Origin of the sequence: Sphingomonas ginsenosidimutans, from assembly GCF_002374835.1 — a bacterium.
GTDB lineage: Bacteria > Pseudomonadota > Alphaproteobacteria > Sphingomonadales > Sphingomonadaceae > Sphingomonas > Sphingomonas ginsenosidimutans.
Genome location: NZ_NWVD01000008.1, coordinates 144321 through 161460 on the forward strand (window position 1 = coordinate 144321; position 17140 = coordinate 161460).

General features: G+C 69.6%; 15 protein-coding genes and 2 tRNA genes. 13 read left to right on the top strand and 4 right to left on the bottom strand.

What is annotated here, in order from left to right:
- Positions 1-4 precede the first annotated feature (4 nt).
- The 3 genes from COA17_RS15360 to COA17_RS15370 are packed head-to-tail and all read left to right on the top strand — an operon-like array spanning position 5 to position 2567.
- The gene (locus tag COA17_RS15360) at positions 5-844 is read left to right on the top strand and encodes an ABC transporter substrate-binding protein (protein ID WP_096613627.1); all 840 of its coding nucleotides are present in this window, start codon (positions 5-7) and stop codon (positions 842-844) included.
- Positions 841-1803, top strand: coding sequence for a FecCD family ABC transporter permease (locus COA17_RS15365; protein ID WP_096613629.1), 963 nt, complete (start codon positions 841-843; stop codon positions 1801-1803). Before COA17_RS15360 ends, COA17_RS15365 begins: the two co-directional genes overlap by 4 nt.
- Positions 1800-2567 carry an ABC transporter ATP-binding protein gene (locus COA17_RS15370; RefSeq protein WP_096613631.1) on the top strand — a complete coding sequence of 256 codons (768 nt, stop codon included), beginning with the start codon at positions 1800-1802 and terminating at the stop codon, positions 2565-2567. Before COA17_RS15365 ends, COA17_RS15370 begins: the two co-directional genes overlap by 4 nt.
- Positions 2568-2585: 18 nt before the next feature.
- On the opposite strand, the gene COA17_RS15375 is transcribed toward COA17_RS15370, so the two are convergent.
- Positions 2586-2659, bottom strand: a tRNA-Cys gene (locus COA17_RS15375).
- Positions 2660-2833: 174 nt separating this feature from the next.
- Here COA17_RS15375 and COA17_RS15380 point away from each other — a divergent pair.
- The 6 genes from COA17_RS15380 to COA17_RS15405 all read left to right on the top strand — a co-directional run bounded on the left by COA17_RS15380 (position 2834) and on the right by COA17_RS15405 (position 12363).
- Entirely contained in the window at positions 2834-3514 is a 681-nt protein-coding gene (locus COA17_RS15380; protein WP_096613633.1) for a protein-L-isoaspartate O-methyltransferase family protein, read from the top strand.
- Positions 3515-3526: 12 nt separating this feature from the next.
- Complete coding sequence (locus COA17_RS15385) at positions 3527-5029, top strand: TolC family outer membrane protein (RefSeq protein WP_245857853.1); 1503 nt, start codon at positions 3527-3529, stop codon at positions 5027-5029.
- Positions 5030-5075: 46 nt separating this feature from the next.
- Positions 5076-5648, top strand: coding sequence for a DUF2497 domain-containing protein (locus tag COA17_RS15390; RefSeq protein WP_176484934.1), 573 nt, complete (start codon positions 5076-5078; stop codon positions 5646-5648).
- A 64-nt stretch (positions 5649-5712) separates the two neighbouring features.
- Positions 5713-7764, top strand: coding sequence for a S9 family peptidase (locus COA17_RS15395; RefSeq protein ID WP_096613635.1), 2052 nt, complete (start codon positions 5713-5715; stop codon positions 7762-7764).
- Positions 7765-7829: 65 nt separating this feature from the next.
- The gene (locus COA17_RS15400) at positions 7830-10622 is read left to right on the top strand and encodes a valine--tRNA ligase (protein ID WP_096613637.1); all 2793 of its coding nucleotides are present in this window, start codon (positions 7830-7832) and stop codon (positions 10620-10622) included.
- 268 nt (positions 10623-10890) lie between these two features.
- Positions 10891-12363 (top strand): MATE family efflux transporter, encoded by a 1473-nt coding sequence (locus COA17_RS15405; RefSeq protein ID WP_096613639.1) that lies wholly within the window; start codon positions 10891-10893, stop codon positions 12361-12363.
- A gap of 10 nt (positions 12364-12373) precedes the next feature.
- Here the strand turns inward: COA17_RS15405 and COA17_RS15410 are convergent, their stop codons facing one another.
- The gene (locus tag COA17_RS15410; protein WP_096613641.1) at positions 12374-13261 is read right to left on the bottom strand and encodes a diacylglycerol/lipid kinase family protein; all 888 of its coding nucleotides are present in this window, start codon (positions 13259-13261) and stop codon (positions 12374-12376) included.
- A gap of 77 nt (positions 13262-13338) precedes the next feature.
- Between COA17_RS15410 and hemB the strand changes: the two genes are divergently transcribed.
- The 3 genes from hemB to COA17_RS15425 are packed head-to-tail and all read left to right on the top strand — an operon-like array spanning position 13339 to position 15406.
- The gene (gene hemB, locus COA17_RS15415; protein ID WP_096613677.1) at positions 13339-14331 is read left to right on the top strand and encodes a porphobilinogen synthase; all 993 of its coding nucleotides are present in this window, start codon (positions 13339-13341) and stop codon (positions 14329-14331) included.
- Positions 14328-14858, top strand: a complete 531-nt coding sequence (locus tag COA17_RS15420; protein ID WP_096613643.1) for a GNAT family N-acetyltransferase — start codon at positions 14328-14330, stop codon at positions 14856-14858. Before hemB ends, COA17_RS15420 begins: the two co-directional genes overlap by 4 nt.
- A complete protein-coding gene (locus COA17_RS15425) occupies positions 14855-15406 on the top strand; it encodes a GNAT family N-acetyltransferase (RefSeq protein WP_096613645.1) in 552 nt (183 codons plus the stop codon). The genes COA17_RS15420 and COA17_RS15425 overlap by 4 nt, the downstream gene beginning before the upstream one ends.
- Positions 15407-15412: 6 nt before the next feature.
- On the opposite strand, the gene COA17_RS15430 is transcribed toward COA17_RS15425, so the two are convergent.
- Positions 15413-15922: a hypothetical protein gene (locus tag COA17_RS15430; RefSeq protein WP_096613647.1), complete on the bottom strand. Its 510-nt coding sequence runs from the start codon at positions 15920-15922 to the stop codon at positions 15413-15415.
- 83 nt (positions 15923-16005) lie between these two features.
- Between COA17_RS15430 and COA17_RS15435 the strand changes: the two genes are divergently transcribed.
- Positions 16006-16082 (top strand) — tRNA-Arg (locus COA17_RS15435).
- Between the two features lie 171 nt (positions 16083-16253).
- On the opposite strand, the gene COA17_RS15440 is transcribed toward COA17_RS15435, so the two are convergent.
- The gene (locus COA17_RS15440; protein ID WP_096613649.1) at positions 16254-16460 is read right to left on the bottom strand and encodes a helix-turn-helix transcriptional regulator; all 207 of its coding nucleotides are present in this window, start codon (positions 16458-16460) and stop codon (positions 16254-16256) included.
- Positions 16461-17140: the final 680 nt, after the last annotated feature.

Below are 17140 nucleotides of genomic sequence, written 5' to 3' on the forward strand. Positions count from 1 at the left end.
GGCGATGCGCGCGCTGTATGTCGCCATGCTGGCACCGGCGCTGCTGTCCGCGACGCCGCGACACGTGCCGCGCCCTACGCCCCTTCCCCGCATCGTCTCGATCAATCCCTGCCTCGACGCGATCCTGGTCGAGGTCGCCGATCCTGCGCAGATCGCCGGGATCAGCGCCTATTCGCAGGATCCGCGCAGCACCTCGATCCCGCTGGCGGTGGCGCGGCGCTTCACCGCGCTGTCGGGCACCGCGGAGGAAGTGGTGGCGCTGCGCCCCGATATCGTCATCGGGGGCGCGCATGTCTCGCCCGCCACCGTCGCGGCGCTCAAGCGGATGCGCATCCCGCTGGTGCAATATCCCGTCCCGGCCACCGTGGATGACAGCGTCGCACAGGTCCGTGCGCTCGCCGCGGTCGCGGGGCATCCGGCGCGCGGCGTGGCGCTGGCGCGGCGGATCGCAGCGGCGGCGGCCCCGGCGCGGCTGCGGCCGGTGCCCGCGCTGATCTGGGGCGCGGGCGGGCTGGTGCCCGGCGCCGGCACCTTGCCCGACGAACTGCTGCGCCGCGCCGGCTTTTCGAACAGCAGCGCGGCCTATGGCCTTGCCCAATGGGACATACTGCCGCTGGAATATCTGGTGGCGCGCCCGCCGCGCGTGCTGCTGTCGACCGGGCTGGCCGACGTGGGTGGCGAGCGGCTGGCGCGGCATCGCGCGGTGCGGCGGCTGGGCGCGCGGATCACGGTCGCGCCGTTCGCCGCGCGGCTGATGAACTGCGGCGGTCCGTCGATCATCGCCGCGATGGCGCGATTGCGCGCGATTCGGCAGAAGGTGGGCCGGCAGGGGGTGGGCGCATGACCCGGCTCAACCTGTGGCTGTGCCTGGGGCTGGTGGTCGCGGCGATCCTGTCGGTCGCGGCGGGGAAGGTGTGGGTGCCGCTCGACGCCTGGAGCAGCGCCGATCCGCGCTCGCTCATCATCGTCGAACTGCGCCTGCCGCGTACCGTGCTGGCGCTCGCGGTCGGCGCGGCGCTGGGGTTTTCGGGGGCGGTGATGCAGGGTTACCTGCGCAATCCGCTCGCCGATCCGGGGCTGTTCGGTGTGTCGGCGGGCGCAGCGTTCGGCGCGGTGTGCGCGCTGTTCTTCGGCTATGCCGCGCAGGCGTGGCTGCTGCCCGGCTTCGCGTTGGCGGGCGCGGGCGCGACGATGGCGATGTTGGCGCTGATCGCGGGGCGATCGGGCAGCCTGATCCTGTTCACGCTGGCGGGGATGATCCTGACCAGCATCGCCGGATCGCTGACCGCGCTGGCGATCAGCCTGGCGCCCACGCCGTTCGTCGCGTCGGAGATCGTGACGTGGCTGATGGGCGCGTTGACCGACCGCAGTTGGGACGATGTGCTGGTCGCCGCGCCGCTGATGGCGCTAGGCGCGGTGATCCTGGCGCGCACCGCCGCCGCGCTGGACGCGCTGACGCTGGGGGAGGTCGCCGCGCGATCGATGGGTGTCGATCCGCGCCGCCTGCAACTGGCGGTGGTCGCCGGTATAGCGCTGCTGGTCGGCGCATCGGTGGCGGCGGCGGGGGTGATCGGCTTCGTCGGGCTGATGGTGCCGCACCTCGTCCGTCCGCTCGCGGGGCACCGCCCCTCGGCGATCCTGCTGCCCAGCGCGCTGGCGGGTGCGCTGCTGCTGACGGTGGCGGACACGCTGGTGCGAGTCCTGCCGACCGTCGCCGAGCTGCGGCTGGGGATCGCCATGTCGATGCTGGGCGGGCCGTTCTTCCTCTACCTGTTGGTCGCGATGCGGCGGCGGCTGGCATGAACGCGCTCGCGGTCCATGACGTGACGCTGACGCTAGGCGGGCGGCGCGTGCTCGACAAGGTCGAGGCCACGTTCGCGCCGGGCCGGGTCAGCGCGCTGCTCGGCCCCAATGGCGCGGGGAAGAGCAGCCTGCTGGCCTGCCTCGCCGCGCTGCGCCGCCCGGATGCGGGCCGGGTAACGCTGGGCGGGGCAGACGTTGACGCGATCGACCCGCAGGCGCGCGCACGCCGCATCGGCCTGCTGCCGCAGGGGCATGACGTCCACTGGAACGTCGACGTCGCGACGCTGGTGGCGCTGGGGCGCCTGCCGTGGCGCGGCCGCTGGAGCGAGACCGAGGCGGATCGCGCTGCGGTCGCCCGCGCGCTGGCGGCGACCGACATGGCCCTGCTGGCGGCGCGCGGGATGGAGCATCTGTCGGGCGGCGAGCGCGCGCGCGCGCTGCTGGCGCGCGTGCTGGCGGGGGAGCCGGAATGGCTGCTGGCCGACGAACCGCTCGCCAGCCTCGACCCGCGGCACCAGATGGAGGTCGGCGCGCGCCTGCGCGACGTCGCGGCGGGCGGGCGCGGCGTGGTGCTGGTGGTCCACGACCTCAACATGGCGGCACGGCTGGCCGACGATATCGTGCTGCTGCGCGACGGGCGGGTGGTGGCGCACGGCCCGGCCGCGGACGTGCTGACGCCCGCGCTGGTCGAGGAAACCTACGGCCTGCCGGTGGAGATCGGGCGGACGCCGGACGGCGCGACGTTCATCCTGCCGCGCGGCTGATTCGCCGATCGCTCCAGATGGAGGCCCGACCGGGAATCGAACCCGGGTGCAAGGATTTGCAGTCCTCTGCGTCACCACTCCGCCATCGGGCCTCGACGTCGGGAGGGGCGCAGATGCGGGCGCCGGCGCGCGCTGTCAAGCGCCTGTCGCGCGGCCGATGCGCCAAACCGCACGCTAAGCGTTGGCAAAAGCACCATGCGCGCGATACAAGCGCGGCGCAGCAACGTGTGTTGCATCCATATAACAGCTATGCCACAGGAAGGCCGATGACCGCTCACGCCACCGCCCCCGCCGTTCGCGCCGACGATTTCGCCGTCATGCGGCAGGCGATGGTCGCCAGCCAGCTGCGCACCGCCGCGGTCGACGATCCGCGCGTCGTCGCCGCCATCGCGCAGGTCCCGCGCGAGGCGTTCGTGCCGGGCGCGTCCGCCGATCTGGCCTATCGCGATACCGCGATCGACCTGGGGCAGGGGCGCCGGCTCAACACCCCGCTGGCGACCGCGCGGCTGATCGTCGCGGCGCGGCTGCTGCCGGCCGACCGCGTGCTGCTGGTGGGGGCGGCGACCGGCTATGCCGCCGCGATCCTGGCGAAGCTGGTGGCGCAGGTGACCGCGGTCGAATCGACGCCCGCGCTGGTCGCGCAGGCCCGCACCGTGCTCGCGGACACGCCCAACGTGACTTTGGTCGAGGGGCCGCTGGAACACGGCCATCCCGACGGCGCGCCCTATGACGTGCTGATCGTCGACGGCGCGGTCGAGGAACTGCCGATGACGCTGGTCACGCAGCTGGCCGATGGCGGGCGGATCGTGTCGGGGCTGATCGACAAGGGCGTCTACCGCCTCGCTTCGGGCGCGCGCCGCGGCGCCGCCTTCGCGCTCACCCCCTTTGCGGACGTCGATTCGGTGCCCTTGCCCGGGTTCGCGCGGCCGCGCCGCTTCACCTTCTGAGGGAATTTTCGCGTGCGTCTGCGTTCCTTTCTGCTGCTCTCCGTGGCGCTGGCCGCTCCGGCCTCCGCCGAAACGCTGCGCGACGCGCTTGCCAAGGCCTATCAGAACAACCCGACGCTGACCGCGCAGCGCGCGGCACAGCGCGCCAATGACGAAAACGTGCCGATCGCGCGCGCCGGGGGCCGCCCGGTGTTGTCCGCCAACACCGGCATCAACGAGAATTTCATCCGCAGCGGCAACAATTTCACCACCCCGGAACGGCTGCTCCAGGGCAATGTCGGCGTCACCCTGCCGCTGTATCAGGGCGGCCGCGTGCGCAACGGCGTGCAGGCGGCCGAGATCCGCGTCGGCGCCGGTCAGGCGAATTTGCGCGGGGTGGAGGCCAATACCTTCACCGACGTGGTCGGCGCCTACAACAACGTGATCCGTGACGAGGCGATCGTCGGCCTGAACGCGCAGAACGTGCGCGTGCTGGAAACCAACCTGCGCGCCAGCCGCGATCGGTTCGAGGTCGGCGACCTGACCCGCACCGACGTCGCCCAGTCGGAAGCGCGGCTCGCGCTCGCCCGCGCGCAATTGCAGGGCGCGCAGGCGACGCTGATCGCCAGCCGCGAAAATTACGTCCGGCTGGTCGGCGCAGCGCCCGGCACGCTGGACCAGCCGCCCGCGCTCCCCGCGCTGCCGGCATCGGCGGACGATGCGGTGACGGTGGCGCTGCGCGACAATCCGACGTTGCTGGCCGCGCGCGAGCTGCGCCGCGCCAGCGACTATGACGTGCGCGTCGCCCAGGCCGGGCGCCTGCCGCAGGTCGGCGTCACGGTCGGGCAGAATTACGTCAACTACCTCGGCACGCTGGGCGCGGGCACCGGGCTGGGTGTGGGACAGACCGGCAGCTCGACCGCGGTCGGCCTGTCGCTCAGCCTGCCGATCTTCCAGGGCGGCCGCCCCGCCGCACAGATCCGCCAGGCACAGGAACTGCGCGGGCAGGCGATCGAGCAGGCGACCGCGACCGAGCGGCAGGTGATCGCCTCCACGCGCTCCGCCTATGCGATCTGGCGGTCCTCGCTTCAGGTGATCGCCTCGGCCGAAACCGCGGTGAACGCCAACAAGCTCAGCCTTGAGGGCGTCCGCGCCGAAAACAGCGTCGGCACGCGCACGATCCTCGACATCCTCAACGCCGAACAGGAATTGCTCAACAGCCAGGTCACGCTGGTGACCGCGCGCCGCGACGCCTATGTCGCGGGCTTCGCGCTGCTGGCGGCGATGGGCCATGCCGAGGCGCGCGACCTCGGGCTGGACGGCGGCGCGCTCTATGATCCGACGACCCACTACCGCGACGTGCGCGGGCGCTTCTCCGATTTCGACGGCGGCAAGGCCGCGCAGCCCGTCGCCGGCAGCACCGCGAATACCCCGGCGCAGGACGCCAATGTCACTCGTCCGCTCGACCCGCTGCTCGAAAGCAACGTTGACAGGACGCCCGCGTTGACGACAGGTATCGATCGACCGCGTCCGTGAGGGCATGTGGCGACGTCGCAATGTGGGTCGCAGTAAGGAGCGTTCGATGGGGGATGTGAGCGCCGAACCGTCGATGGAGGACATCCTGGCCTCCATCAAGCGCGTCATCAAGGAAGGCGAGGCGCAGGCGCCGGCGCGCCGCTCCGCCCCGCGCCCGCTGGGCGGGCACGATCGCGATGCGGTGCTGGAACTCAACGATCCGCTCAGCCGCGCGCAGCAACTGGCGTCGCAGGTGGGCGCGCCGTCCTCCTACGCGCCCGCCGCTCCGGCACAGGTAGCGGCCGAACCGCCCGTACCGGCGCCTTCCCCCGCGCCTGTGCCCGCACCGACGATGCTGGAGCGGGAGCCGGATCGCGAACCTGCTGCGCCGCCGGCCTCCGCCGCCGCGATCGAGGCCGCGGCGGTATCCGCCCGTACCGTCGAGGCGACGCGCGGCGCGCTGGGCGCGCTGTCGCGGCTGGTGGTGAAGCCGGAGGGCGACAGCGACGGCACGCTGGAGGGGCTGGTGCGCGACATGCTGCGCCCGATGCTGTCGGAATGGCTGGACCAGAACCTGCCGCGCCTGGTCGAGCAAATGGTCGCGCGCGAGATCGCGAAGATCACCAACGGCCAGAGCTGACCCCCCGGCAGTCCCGAAGACGCGCGATTGTTTCGCGCGTGACGATCTGCTGTAACGCTTCCTCATGAAGAGGATCACGCTCGCGAGTCTGCTCGCGCTTTCCGCCGTTGCCGCCACTACCGGCATCGCCGCCCCCGCCGCCGCCCGCCCGCTGACCATCGCCGATGTGACGATGCTCAGCCGCGTCGGCACGCCGACGCTGTCGAAGGACGGGCGCTGGCTCGTCTGGGCGCAGCGCGAAACCGATCTGGCCGCCGACCGCGGTCGTTACGACCTGTGGCGGCTCGACCTGTCGGTGCCGGGCGCACCGCCGGTGAAGCTCGCCGCCGATCCGGCGCTGGACGAAAACGACCCGCAGATCGTCGGAAGCACCGTGTATTTCAGCGCCGACGACGCGATCTGGTCGGTGCCCGTCACCGGCGGCACGCCGCGGCGGGTCACCGATTTCAAGGGTGGCTTCGGCGGCTTCAAGGTCGCGCCGACCGGTGACCGGATCGCGGTCTGGGCGGATCGCCGCCCCGGCGCGCCCAGCCTGGAACCCGCGATGGTGAAGAAGGACGCGAACGCCGGGTCGGGCCGCACCTATGACCAGCTGTTCGTGCGCCATTGGGATACATGGGCCGACGGCACCCGATCGCAACTGTTTGTCCTCCCGCTGACCGCTGCCGGGGCGAAGGGCAATGGCGTGGCGGTGACCGGCGCGCTGGTCGGCGACACGCCGTCGAAGCCGTTCGGCGGCGGGGAGGAAGTGGCGTGGGGCGCGGACGGCCGCACGCTCTATTTCGCGCTGCGCGAGGCGGGGCGGATCGAGCCGCTGTCGACCAACCTCGACATCTTCTCCACCCCCGCGGACGGCAGCGCGCCGCCGACCAACCTCACCGCCGTCAACAAGGCCACCGACACCCAGCCGGCGGTATCGCCGGACGGGACGAAGCTGGCCTATCTGGCGATGCGCCGGCCGGGCTATGAGGCGGACCGCTATGTCCTGACGATCCGCGACCTGCGCACCGGCAAGCTCACCTCGCTGACCGAGCGCTGGGATCGGTCGGTGGCGTCGATCCAGTGGGCGCCCGATTCGCGCGCACTCTACGTCACGGCGGAGGATGTGCAGGACGTGCCGCTGTTCCGCGTCGATGCGCAGACCGGGCAGGCGACGCGGCTGACGCAGGGCGGGCACGTCGGCGCGGTGGCGGTGGGGCCGAAGGGCGTGATCGTCGCGATCGACAGCCTGACCGCGCCGGGCGATTTCTACCGCGTCGCCGGAACGCCCGGCGCCGCGCCGCTGCGGCTGACCAATGTCAACGCGACCAAGCTAGCGAGCGTGGACATGCCCACGGTCGAACGCTTCAGCTTCAAGGGCGCGAACGACGACACCGTCTGGGGCTATGCCGTCCGCCCGTTCGGCGCGACCGGCAAGCTGCCGATCGCCTTCATGGTCCATGGCGGACCGCAGGGGTCGAGCAACGACAGCTGGTCGTACCGCTGGAACCCGGCGGTGTTCGCGGGTGCGGGCTACGGGCTGGTCGCGGTCGATTTCCACGGCTCGACCGGGTACGGACAGGCATTCACCGACGCGATTCGCAGCAACTGGGGCGGCTGGCCGCTCGAGGATCTGCAAAAGGGGCTGGCCGCGGCGACCGCGAAGTTCGACTGGCTCGACGCGAACAACGCCTGCGCGCTCGGCGCCAGCTACGGCGGCTATATGATGAACTGGATCGAGGGGCGCTGGCCCGACCGGTTCAAGTGCATCGTCCAGCACGACGGCGTGTTCGACGCGCGCGCCATGGCCTATGAAACCGAGGAGCTGTGGTTCGACGAATGGGAACATGGCGGAAAGGCCTATTTCGAGGACCCCGCCGCGTTCGAGAAGTGGAACCCGGTCAACTACGTCGACAAGTGGAAGACTCCGCAACTGGTCATCACCGGCGAAAAGGACTTCCGCATTCCCTATACGCAGGGGATCGCCGCCTTCACCGCGCTCCAGCGCCGGGACATCCCCTCGCGCCTGCTGGTGTTCCCGAACGAGAACCATTGGGTGCTCAAGCCGAAGAATTCGCGCCAATGGTATGGCGAGGTGATCGGCTGGATGGATCGCTGGACGAAGGGCGCGCAGTAACGCGCTAGGACCGGCTACACCCCCCGACTTTCGCAGCCGGGACGGGTTCGTTATGGACCCGTCCCATGACCGAACTCGCCAAGACATTCGACCCCGCCGCCATCGAAGCCCGCTGGTACCGCCATTGGGAGGAGAAGGGGCTGTTCCGTCCCGACCGGCCGGGGGCGGAACCGTGGACGATCGTCAACCCGCCGCCCAACGTCACCGGCTCGCTGCACATCGGCCACGCGCTCGACAACACGTTGCAGGACATCCTGACCCGCCATGCGCGGCTGAAGGGCAAGGATGCCTTGTGGGTGGTCGGCACCGACCATGCCGGCATCGCGACGCAGATGGTGGTCGAGCGCCAGATGGGCGCCCGGGGCGAAAAGCGCACCGACTTCACCCGCGACGAATTCGTCGCGAAGGTATGGGAGTGGAAGGCCGAGAGCGGCGGGCAGATCACCGGCCAGTTGCGCCGGCTGGGCTGTTCGATGGACTGGGCGAACGAGCGGTTCACCATGGACGAGGGCTTCAGCAAGGCGGTGCTGAAGGTGTTCGTCGACCTGTACAATCAGGGGCTGCTCTATCGCGACAAGCGGCTGGTCAACTGGGATCCGGGCCTCGGCACTGCGATCAGCGACCTGGAGGTTGAGACGCGCGAGGTGGCCGGCAAGTTCTGGCACCTGCGCTACCCGCTGGAGGACGGATCGGGGCATATCGAGGTCGCGACGACCCGGCCCGAGACGATGCTGGCCGACATGGCCGTCGCGGTGAATCCCGAGGACGCGCGCTATACCGCGCTGATCGGCAAGAACGTGCGCCTGCCGATCACCGGCCGGCTGATCCCGATCGTCGCCGACGACCATGCCGACCCCGAACTGGGATCGGGCGCGGTGAAGATCACCCCGGGGCATGACTTCAACGACTTCGAGGTCGGCCGCCGCGCCGGGATCGAGGCGCGTGACATGCTCAACATGCTCGATGCCAAGGCGCATGTGTGCCAGACCGCCGACGGGCTGATCCCCGCCGACCTGGTCGGGATGGAGCGGTTCGCCGCGCGCCAGGCGATCGTCGAGCGGCTGGAGGCGGTGGGCGCGCTGGTCCGTGTCGAGGACCGTACGATCCAGACGCCTTATGGCGACCGCTCCGGCGTGGTCATTGAACCGTGGCTGACCGACCAATGGTATGTCGACGCCGCCACGCTCGCCAAGCCCGCGATCGAGGCGGTGCGGTCCGGCGCGATCCGGATCGTGCCGAAGACGTGGGAGAAGACCTTCTTCAACTGGATGGAGAATATCCAGCCGTGGTGCGTGTCGCGGCAATTGTGGTGGGGACACCGAATTCCGGCGTGGTTCGGGCCCGGACTGCGGGACGATGGCTCTTTGGTTTCCGGAGATGTCATTCGCGTTGACAAGAATTTTCGCGAAACAACGCGCCAGCCAATCTCCGAAGCAATCTTTGTCGCGGAGACTGATGAGCAGGCTTTGGAACAGGCGAAAGCATTCTATCCTGAAAATCTCACAATTCGTTTCTCCGATGATTGGGGCGATCGAGGTCAATCAGAGTCCAACACCGTTGTGCTCCGGCGCGACCCCGACGTCCTCGACACCTGGTTCTCCTCGGCGCTGTGGCCGTTCGCAACGCTCGGGTGGCCGGACGCGGATAAGCCCTCTCCCCCTGGGGGAGAGGGTTTGGGTGAGGGGCTGAACGGCCGCTACCCCAACGACGTCCTGATCTCCGGCTTCGACATCCTGTTCTTCTGGGATGCGCGCATGATGATGCAGGGCATCCATTTCATGAAGGACGTGCCGTTCCGCACGCTCTACCTCCATGGCCTCGTCCGCGCGGCGGACGGCGCGAAAATGTCGAAGTCGAAGGGGAATACCGTCGATCCGCTCGGCCTGATCGACACCTATGGCGCCGACGCGCTGCGCTTCTTCATGGCGGCGATGGAAAGCCAGGGCCGCGACATCAAGATGGATGAGAAGCGGGTCGAGGGCTATCGCAACTTCGCGACCAAGCTGTGGAACGCCAGCCGCTTCGCGCAAGCCAACGGCATCGGCGGCGCCGACACGATCGAGCCGCCCGCCGCGACGCTGGCGGTCAACAAATGGATCGTCGCGGAAACGGTCGCGACGGTGCAGGCGGTCGACCTCGCGCTGGCCGACTATCGCTTCGACGCCGCAGCCAACGCCATCTACCAGTTCGTGTGGAGCCGCTTCTGCGATTGGTATCTGGAACTGATCAAAGGAAATATCGACGCCGAGACGAAGGCGGTCGCGGGCTGGGTGCTCGACCAGATCCTGATCCTGCTCCACCCGTTCATGCCGTTCATCACCGAGGAATTGTGGCACGCGCTGGCACCCCGCGAACATGAGCTGATCGTCGCGCAATGGCCGATGCCCGATGCGCGCGCGCTCGATCCGGCGGCGGTCCGCGCGGTCGAGCGGCTGATCGAACTGGTCGAGAGCGTCCGCGCCGCGCGCGCCGAACTGAACGTGCCGCCGGGCGCGAAGATCGCGCTCCACACCGGCGCGGGTGCGGTGCCCGCCGATATCGCGCCCTATGTCGAGCGACTGGCGCGCGTCACGCTGACCGCGGGTGAGGCGAGCGGCGCGCGCGCCCCGATCCTGTGGGGCGCGGAGACGTTCGCGCTCGCGCTGGACGGGGTGATCGACCTCGACGCCGAACGCGCGCGGTTGACCAAGTCGCTGGCCGCGGCGGAGAAGGAGCGCGACGCACTCGCCGGCCGGCTCGGCAACGCCAGCTTCGTCGAACGCGCCAAGCCCGAGGCGGTGGAAAAGGCGCGCGCCGACCATGCGGAAAAATCCGCCGACGCCGAGCGCTTCACCGCCGCGCTGGCGCGGTTGGGGTAAACCGCGTCCTCCGGCTTAGGTTGGGGGACAGGGTTGCGGCGGGCGGTGGCCGTTACGTTCCGTCACCCTGGCTTCCGGCCTGCGCCGGAACGCGGCGGCGTTTGCGGCGGAGGCTCGCTCGCCATGGGCTCCGGCGAGGGCCGGAGCCCATGGTTGCAGCGCGCAACCCTCGCCACCACGGCGGAACTGTCCTACGGCCCATCCGTCGTGCCACATCCGTGGTGGTGCCGATGACGACGAGCGGTGAGGCCTGGAGATGACGGATACAATGCCAGCGCCTCAACATTCGCAACATTCGCGGCCCCAGCGAAGCGGCCGCGATCTCACGTCCGGCGCCATCGCGCCGACGCTGCTGGCGTTCGCGCTGCCCACGCTGGGGTCGAACGTCCTGCAATCGCTCAACGGCTCGATCAACACGATCTGGGTCGGGCGCTTCCTGGGCGAGGACGCGCTGGCCGCGACCAGCAACGCCAATATCATCATGTTCCTGATGTTCGGGATGGTGTTCGGCTTCGGCATGGCCGCGACGATCCTGGTCGGGCAAAGCTGGGGGCGCCGCGACGTGGAGGGCGCGCGGCGCGCGTTCGGCTCGGCGGTCGGGCTGGTGCTGGCGGCGTCGGTCGTCACCGCGATCGCTGGCTATGTCTTCGCTCCGGAGATACTGACGCTGCTGGCGACGCCGGGCCGCGCCTATGACGAAGCGCTGGCCTATCTGCGCGTCATCTTCCTCAGCCTGCCGCCGTCGATGCTGCTGGTGCTGGTGTTCATGGGGCTGCGCGGGATCGGCGATTCGTTGACGCCTTTGTGGTTCATGGTCCTGTCGGTGGTGCTCGATTCGTCGCTCAACCCGGTGCTGATCCTCGGGCTGGGGCCGGCGCCGGCGTGGGGGATCGCGGGGTCGGCGGCGGCGACGCTGTTCGCCAACCTGATCTCCTGCGCGGTGCTGCTCGGCTACCTGTACTACCGCGACGTGCCGTTGCGGCTGCGCGGTGCGGAGTGGCGCTATCTGCTGCCCGAACGCGCGCTGACCCGGCTGATCGTGTCGAAGGGATTGCCGATCGGCGCGCAGATGCTGGTCATCTCCGGCGCGGGGCTGGCGATGGTCGGGCTGGTCAACCGCAACGGCGTGGAGGTGACCGCCGCCTACGGCATCGCGCAGCAGATCTGGACCTATATCCAGATGCCCGCGATGGCGATCGGCGCAGCGGTCAGCGCGATGACCGCGCAGAATATCGGCGCGGGCCGCTGGGACCGGGTGGGCGCGATCACCCGGTCAGGCATCCTGTTCAACCTGCTGCTGACCGGCGCGGCGATCGCGCTGTCGCTGGTGTTCGACCGTGCGATCCTGTCGCTGTTCGTCGGCGCCGACAGCGCCGCACTGCCGATCGCGCGGCATATCAACCACATCGTCACCTGGGCGTTCGTGCTGTTCGGCGTGACGATGGTGGTGTTCGGCACGGTGCGCGCCAACGGTGCGGTTTGGGGGCCGCTCGCGATTCTGTTCGTCGCGATGTTCCCGATCCGGCTGGGGGTGGTGGCGCTGCTCCATCCCGCGCTGGGCGTCGATGCGCTGTGGTGGAGCTTTCCGGTCAGCCTGTTCAGCAGCATGTCGCTCTCGCTGCTCTATCACGCCCGCGGGACGTGGCGAAAGGGCGCGCTGGTCGTCCCCGACGATCATGAGTGCGAGGAGCGCAGTCACGCCGATGTCGAGCCGGCCGGCGCGATGAAGCCGACCGCGTGAGGCGCCGGGGTCACCCCGCCGCGCGCGGCACCATTACCTCGATCACCCCGGGCGCGACATGCGCGGTGACGGGGGTATGCGCCAGCACTTCCCCGTCGATCGAGATCGGCAGCGGCGGGTCGGTGCGCACCCGGATCGATGTGCCGGTGAAGCTGACCGTATCGTGATGCCGTTCGGGCCGCCCAAGGAAGCTCCACGCCCAGTTCGTCACCAGCCGCCGCTTGTAATGGCCGCGCACCGCCTGCACGACGATAAGGCCGGAGGTCACCGACGCTTCGTCCACCAGCCAGGTGCCGCCGTGATAGGGACCGTTCGAGATGCGCACCTCCACCACGCGCAATTCCTTCTCGCCGCTGCCGTCGTCGACGAACAGGGTGAAGGGGCGGAACCTGCCCAATTGGTACGCCGCCCAGCCGAGATAGCCGACGCGCCCCGCCACCTTCTTCAGCCTGTGCGGCACGGTTTCGGCGATCTGCGGGCTGATGCCGATTGCGGCGCAATTGGCGAAATAATCCCGGTCGATCATCCCCAGGTCGATGCGTTGGGGAACGCCGCTGGCCAGCACGTCGATCGCCCCGTCGATGTCGAGCGGCAGGCCCAGCGTCCGTGCGAAGCTGTTGGCGGTGCCCAACGGCAGCACGCCCAGCACCACGTCATGCCCGACCAGCAGGTCGACCAGCCCGCTGATCGTCCCGTCACCGCCGCCCAGGATCACCAGATCGGGTTTCGCCTCCAGCGCCTGGCGAACGGTGCGGTCGAGGTGCGCGGGGTTCTTCACCGCATGGGGCGATACCTTGAACGGCAGGTCGCGCAGCCGGCGACAGGCATGTTTGAACAGCTTGCGCCCGCGGCGCGACTGCGCGTTGACGATCAGGGCGGCGGAACGGATTTCCCTCATGGCGGGCGCAACGCATGATCGGCGGTTTCGGACCCGTAACGCTTGCACCGGCGCGCGCGATGCGGGAAAGCCGCGGGATGACCGCCGCCTATCCCGCACTCCGCCTGCGTCGCACCCGCGCCTCCGGCTGGAGCCGCCGCCTTCACGCCGAAAACACGCTGACCCCGGCCGACCTCATCTGGCCGCTGTTCGTGACCGACGGGCAGGGGGTGGAGGAGCCGATCGCCACGCTGCCGGGCGTGTCGCGCTGGTCGCTGGACGGCATCGTCGCCCGGGCGAAGGAGGCGCGCGACCTGGGCATCCCGTGCCTCGCGCTGTTCCCCAATACCCCGCACGATCGCCGCAGCCACGACGGCGCGGAGGCCGCCAATCCCGACAATCTGATGTGCCGCGCCACCCGTGCGATCAAGGATGCGGTGCCCGATATCGGCGTGCTGACCGACGTGGCGCTCGATCCCTATACCGCGCACGGGCATGACGGGCTGGTCGATGACTCCGGCTACGTACTGAACGACGCGACGGTCGAGGCGCTGGTGGCGCAAAGCCTCAACCAGGCGCGCGCCGGGGCGGATGTGATCGCACCCAGCGACATGATGGACGGGCGCATCGGCCTGATCCGCGCCGCGCTGGAGGATGAGGGGTTCGTCAACGTCCAGATCATGTCCTACGCCGCCAAATATGCCTCCGCCTTCTACGGCCCGTTTCGCGACGCGGTGAACACCCGCGGGCTGCTGAAAGGCGACAAGAAGACCTATCAGATGGATCCCGCCAATGCGCAGGAGGCGCTGCGCGAGGTGGCGCTGGACCTTGCCGAGGGCGCGGACAGCGTGATGGTGAAGCCCGGTCTGCCGTATCTGGATATCATCCGGCAGGTGAAGGACCGGTTCGCGGTGCCGGTGTTCGCGTACCAGGTGTCCGGCGAATATGCGATGATCGAGGCCGCGGTGGCCGCCGGCGCGGCGGATCGCGACGCGATGGTGCTGGAAACGTTGCTGGCGTTCAAGCGCGCGGGCTGTTCGGGCGTGCTGACCTATCACGCGGCCCATGCCGCGCGGCTGATGGGGGCGTGATCGAAACCCCGCGCCTGCTGCTGCGCTGGCCGGAGCCGGCGGACCGCGCACCGCTCCACGCGATGTGGGCGGACCCGGCAGTCATGGCGCAGCTCGGCCCGGTCAAGGATACCGCCGCCAGCGACGCGACGATCGCGCGCCATGCCGCCTATCGTGCGTACGGGCTGGGTTTCCGCGCGGTGGTGCGCCGCGCCGACGGGCGGACGATCGGTTTCTGCGGGCTGAAGCCGGGCGCCCCCGACACGCCGATCGCGGGCGAGCTGGAGATCGGCTGGATGCTGACCACCGACAGCTGGGGGCAGGGCTATGCGCACGAGGCCGCGGTCGCGTGCATCGACTGGGCCTGGGCGCAGCGCCGCGAACCGCGCATCGTCGCGATCACCGCGTCGATCAATGCGGGCAGCCGGCGGCTGATGCAGCGACTGGGGATGCGCCATCTGCCCGCCATGGACTTCGATCACCCCGCCAGTCCCGAGGGCGATCCGCTGCGTGCCAGCGTCACCTACGCCATCGACCGCCCGGCATGATCGGCACCCGTCGCCTGATCCTGCGCCCGTGGCGCCGCTCCGACGTCGCCTCGCTCTATGCGATGGGGCAGGATGCCGAGGTCATGCGCTACCTCGGCCCGCCCGACAGCATGGCGGACTGCCGCCGGCTGAAGGACCGGATGACCGAATCGCAGGCGCGCCACGGCCATTGCTTCTGGGCGCTGGAACGGCGCAGCGACCGCGCCTTCATCGGGTTCTGCGGGCTCAAGCGCGGGCGGAAGGGCACGCCGATCGCCGGCGAGCTGGAGATCAGCTGGCGGCTGGCGCGCGACGCATGGGGGCAGGGGCTGGCGCTGGAGGCCGCGCGCGCCAGCCTGTCGTGGGGCTGGCGCAATCTCGATGCCCCGGCGGCGACCGCGGTGACGGTGCCGGCCAATTGGCGCAGCCGAGGGCTGATGGAGCGGCTGGGGATGCTGCGCGATCCGGGCGGCGATTTCGACCATCCCGACATGGCACGCGGCGACCCGCTGCGCCACCACATCCGCTATCGCATCGCCCGGCCGGTCAAGTCGCCGCTGATGTCGTAGCGGGCGTCACGCGGGCGCCAGCGCGCGGGTGAGCGCGTCGATACGCCGGGTCTGCGCGGCGGCGGCCTCCTGCGCCGCGGCGCGCGCGCTTTCCAGCGCGGGATAGGCCGGCAGCAGCGCCTGCGCGCGCTGTGCCGCCAGATCCTCCAGCTCGCCGACCGCCTCGCCGTGTGCGGCGCGCAGCGAATCAAGCTCGGCCAGCGCAGTCTGCGCGTCCAGCCATCGGTCGCTCCCCGCCGCCGCGCCCTGCGCTGCCCGCGCCAGCCGCTCCGCGCGCGTCGCCGCCGTGTCGAACGCCCGCTCCGCCCCCTCACGCTTCGCCGTCGCCGCCGCGATGCGTGCATCCAGGGCGGGATCGGCGACCAGGGGTGCCGGTGCCGTCTCCGGCTCCTCGAACCCCGTTTTCTCGGCCGCACGCGGCGCGAGCGAGGGATAGACGGCGGAATCGGCGGCGCATCCGGCGAACAGGATGGCGACCAGCACGGGGGCGAGCGGGCGAAGCGGCAAGCGGTTCATGAAAACGGCGTAGGCGGTGAAGAAAAATGACGCAACGCACTTGCGCCCCTCCGATTCGCCGTCTAACAGCGCCGCTCCACAACGCGCCCGTAGCTCAGCTGGATAGAGCATCAGACTACGAATCTGAGGGTCGGACGTTCGAATCGTTCCGGGCGCGCCATTTTTCAACGGGTTAGCAGGGGCCATCCCTCACCCGAGTGGCTCTAGGTAACATTCTAGGTAACACACCTCCTCCAGCGGGGAGATGAGGTGTCGCGGCTTTGCTGAGTGACTCGGTCACGTTCGCCTCCAGTTCACCGATCTTACGCCCTCTTTCCTCTGCCCTCGAGTTCTATCGGACCTGCTTCGAAGGGCGACTGTCGATCCAATGGTCGATATCGCTTACCATCCACGCGACGGCGCGTGGCCCCAGCTTGCGAGGGCGAGGGAAGCAGCCATCCTCCATCATTCTGTAGATCGAAGACCGAGCAAGCCCGGTGCGGAGCTTGACCTCCGGCAGCCTGATCAGTCGAGTCGGCGTTTGCACTTCGTTGGTCATGTTCTGCTCCAGCAGGATGACCCCTTCCAGCTCGAGCGTAAGTCGCGTGCATCCGTAATTGGAAGCCTTGAGGCTGCGTTGGAACGCACGGTGCGCCTCTCAGAACCTGCCGTCGCGGCAACGGCGAAGGCCCTCGCGGCAGGTCGCATCTCAAAGGAAGGCGGCATTCCTCCGAGCGTGAGGACCGCGACAGCTGTCGCGGTGAATCGAGAAGAGCGATTGTGCGCTGCTTAGTATCGCAGCGAATGCGCCAGCCGCAGATCACACGGCTGCTTGGCGTTTAAGGTCCAGCCGCTCCTAGCGGCGTCTCGTCAGGCAGCCGCTTGTTCGGGTGACGCAGCAAGCAGATATTCGTTGGCGCCACATTGCGCACGATGATCGCCAGTTGCGCCTCGCATTCTGAGCACTGAAGCGGGCGCTCCTTTCCATATCTGTGGATCGGCGTGGAAAAAGGACCCCGGTAGCGGGGTGATCGGCGTCGAAAAGGGACCCCTCATCCCGGTGGTCTAGGCTGTTCGCTTGGCGGTGTGTCAGGCGGCGAGAGCGGGATGCTGGTATTGGAGACGGTGTTGAGGATCCGGCGCGAGCACGCGTCGGGGAAGGCCATCAAGGCGATAGCGCGGGACCTGCACCTGTCGCGCAAGGTGGTGCGCAAGGCGATCCGGGCACCGGAGGCGGAC

Excerpts from the sequence above, each read along its gene's own strand:
- COA17_RS15390 (WP_176484934.1), top strand. The coding sequence starts at position 5,076 with ATGGGGGATGTGAGCGCCGAACCGTCGATGGAGGACATCCTGGCCTCC.
- COA17_RS15405 (WP_096613639.1), top strand. The coding sequence starts at position 10,891 with ATGCCAGCGCCTCAACATTCGCAACATTCGCGGCCCCAGCGAAGCGGC.
- COA17_RS15360 (WP_096613627.1), top strand. The coding sequence starts at position 5 with ATGCGCGCGCTGTATGTCGCCATGCTGGCACCGGCGCTGCTGTCCGCG.
- COA17_RS15425 (WP_096613645.1), top strand. The coding sequence starts at position 14,855 with ATGATCGGCACCCGTCGCCTGATCCTGCGCCCGTGGCGCCGCTCCGAC.
- COA17_RS15365 (WP_096613629.1), top strand. The coding sequence starts at position 841 with ATGACCCGGCTCAACCTGTGGCTGTGCCTGGGGCTGGTGGTCGCGGCG.
- COA17_RS15370 (WP_096613631.1), top strand. The coding sequence starts at position 1,800 with ATGAACGCGCTCGCGGTCCATGACGTGACGCTGACGCTAGGCGGGCGG.
- COA17_RS15380 (WP_096613633.1), top strand. The coding sequence starts at position 2,834 with ATGACCGCTCACGCCACCGCCCCCGCCGTTCGCGCCGACGATTTCGCC.
- COA17_RS15440 (WP_096613649.1), bottom strand. The coding sequence starts at position 16,460 with ATGACCAACGAAGTGCAAACGCCGACTCGACTGATCAGGCTGCCGGAG.
- COA17_RS15395 (WP_096613635.1), top strand. The coding sequence starts at position 5,713 with ATGAAGAGGATCACGCTCGCGAGTCTGCTCGCGCTTTCCGCCGTTGCC.
- COA17_RS15430 (WP_096613647.1), bottom strand. The coding sequence starts at position 15,922 with ATGAACCGCTTGCCGCTTCGCCCGCTCGCCCCCGTGCTGGTCGCCATC.
- COA17_RS15410 (WP_096613641.1), bottom strand. The coding sequence starts at position 13,261 with ATGAGGGAAATCCGTTCCGCCGCCCTGATCGTCAACGCGCAGTCGCGC.
- hemB (WP_096613677.1), top strand. The coding sequence starts at position 13,339 with ATGACCGCCGCCTATCCCGCACTCCGCCTGCGTCGCACCCGCGCCTCC.
- COA17_RS15400 (WP_096613637.1), top strand. The coding sequence starts at position 7,830 with ATGACCGAACTCGCCAAGACATTCGACCCCGCCGCCATCGAAGCCCGC.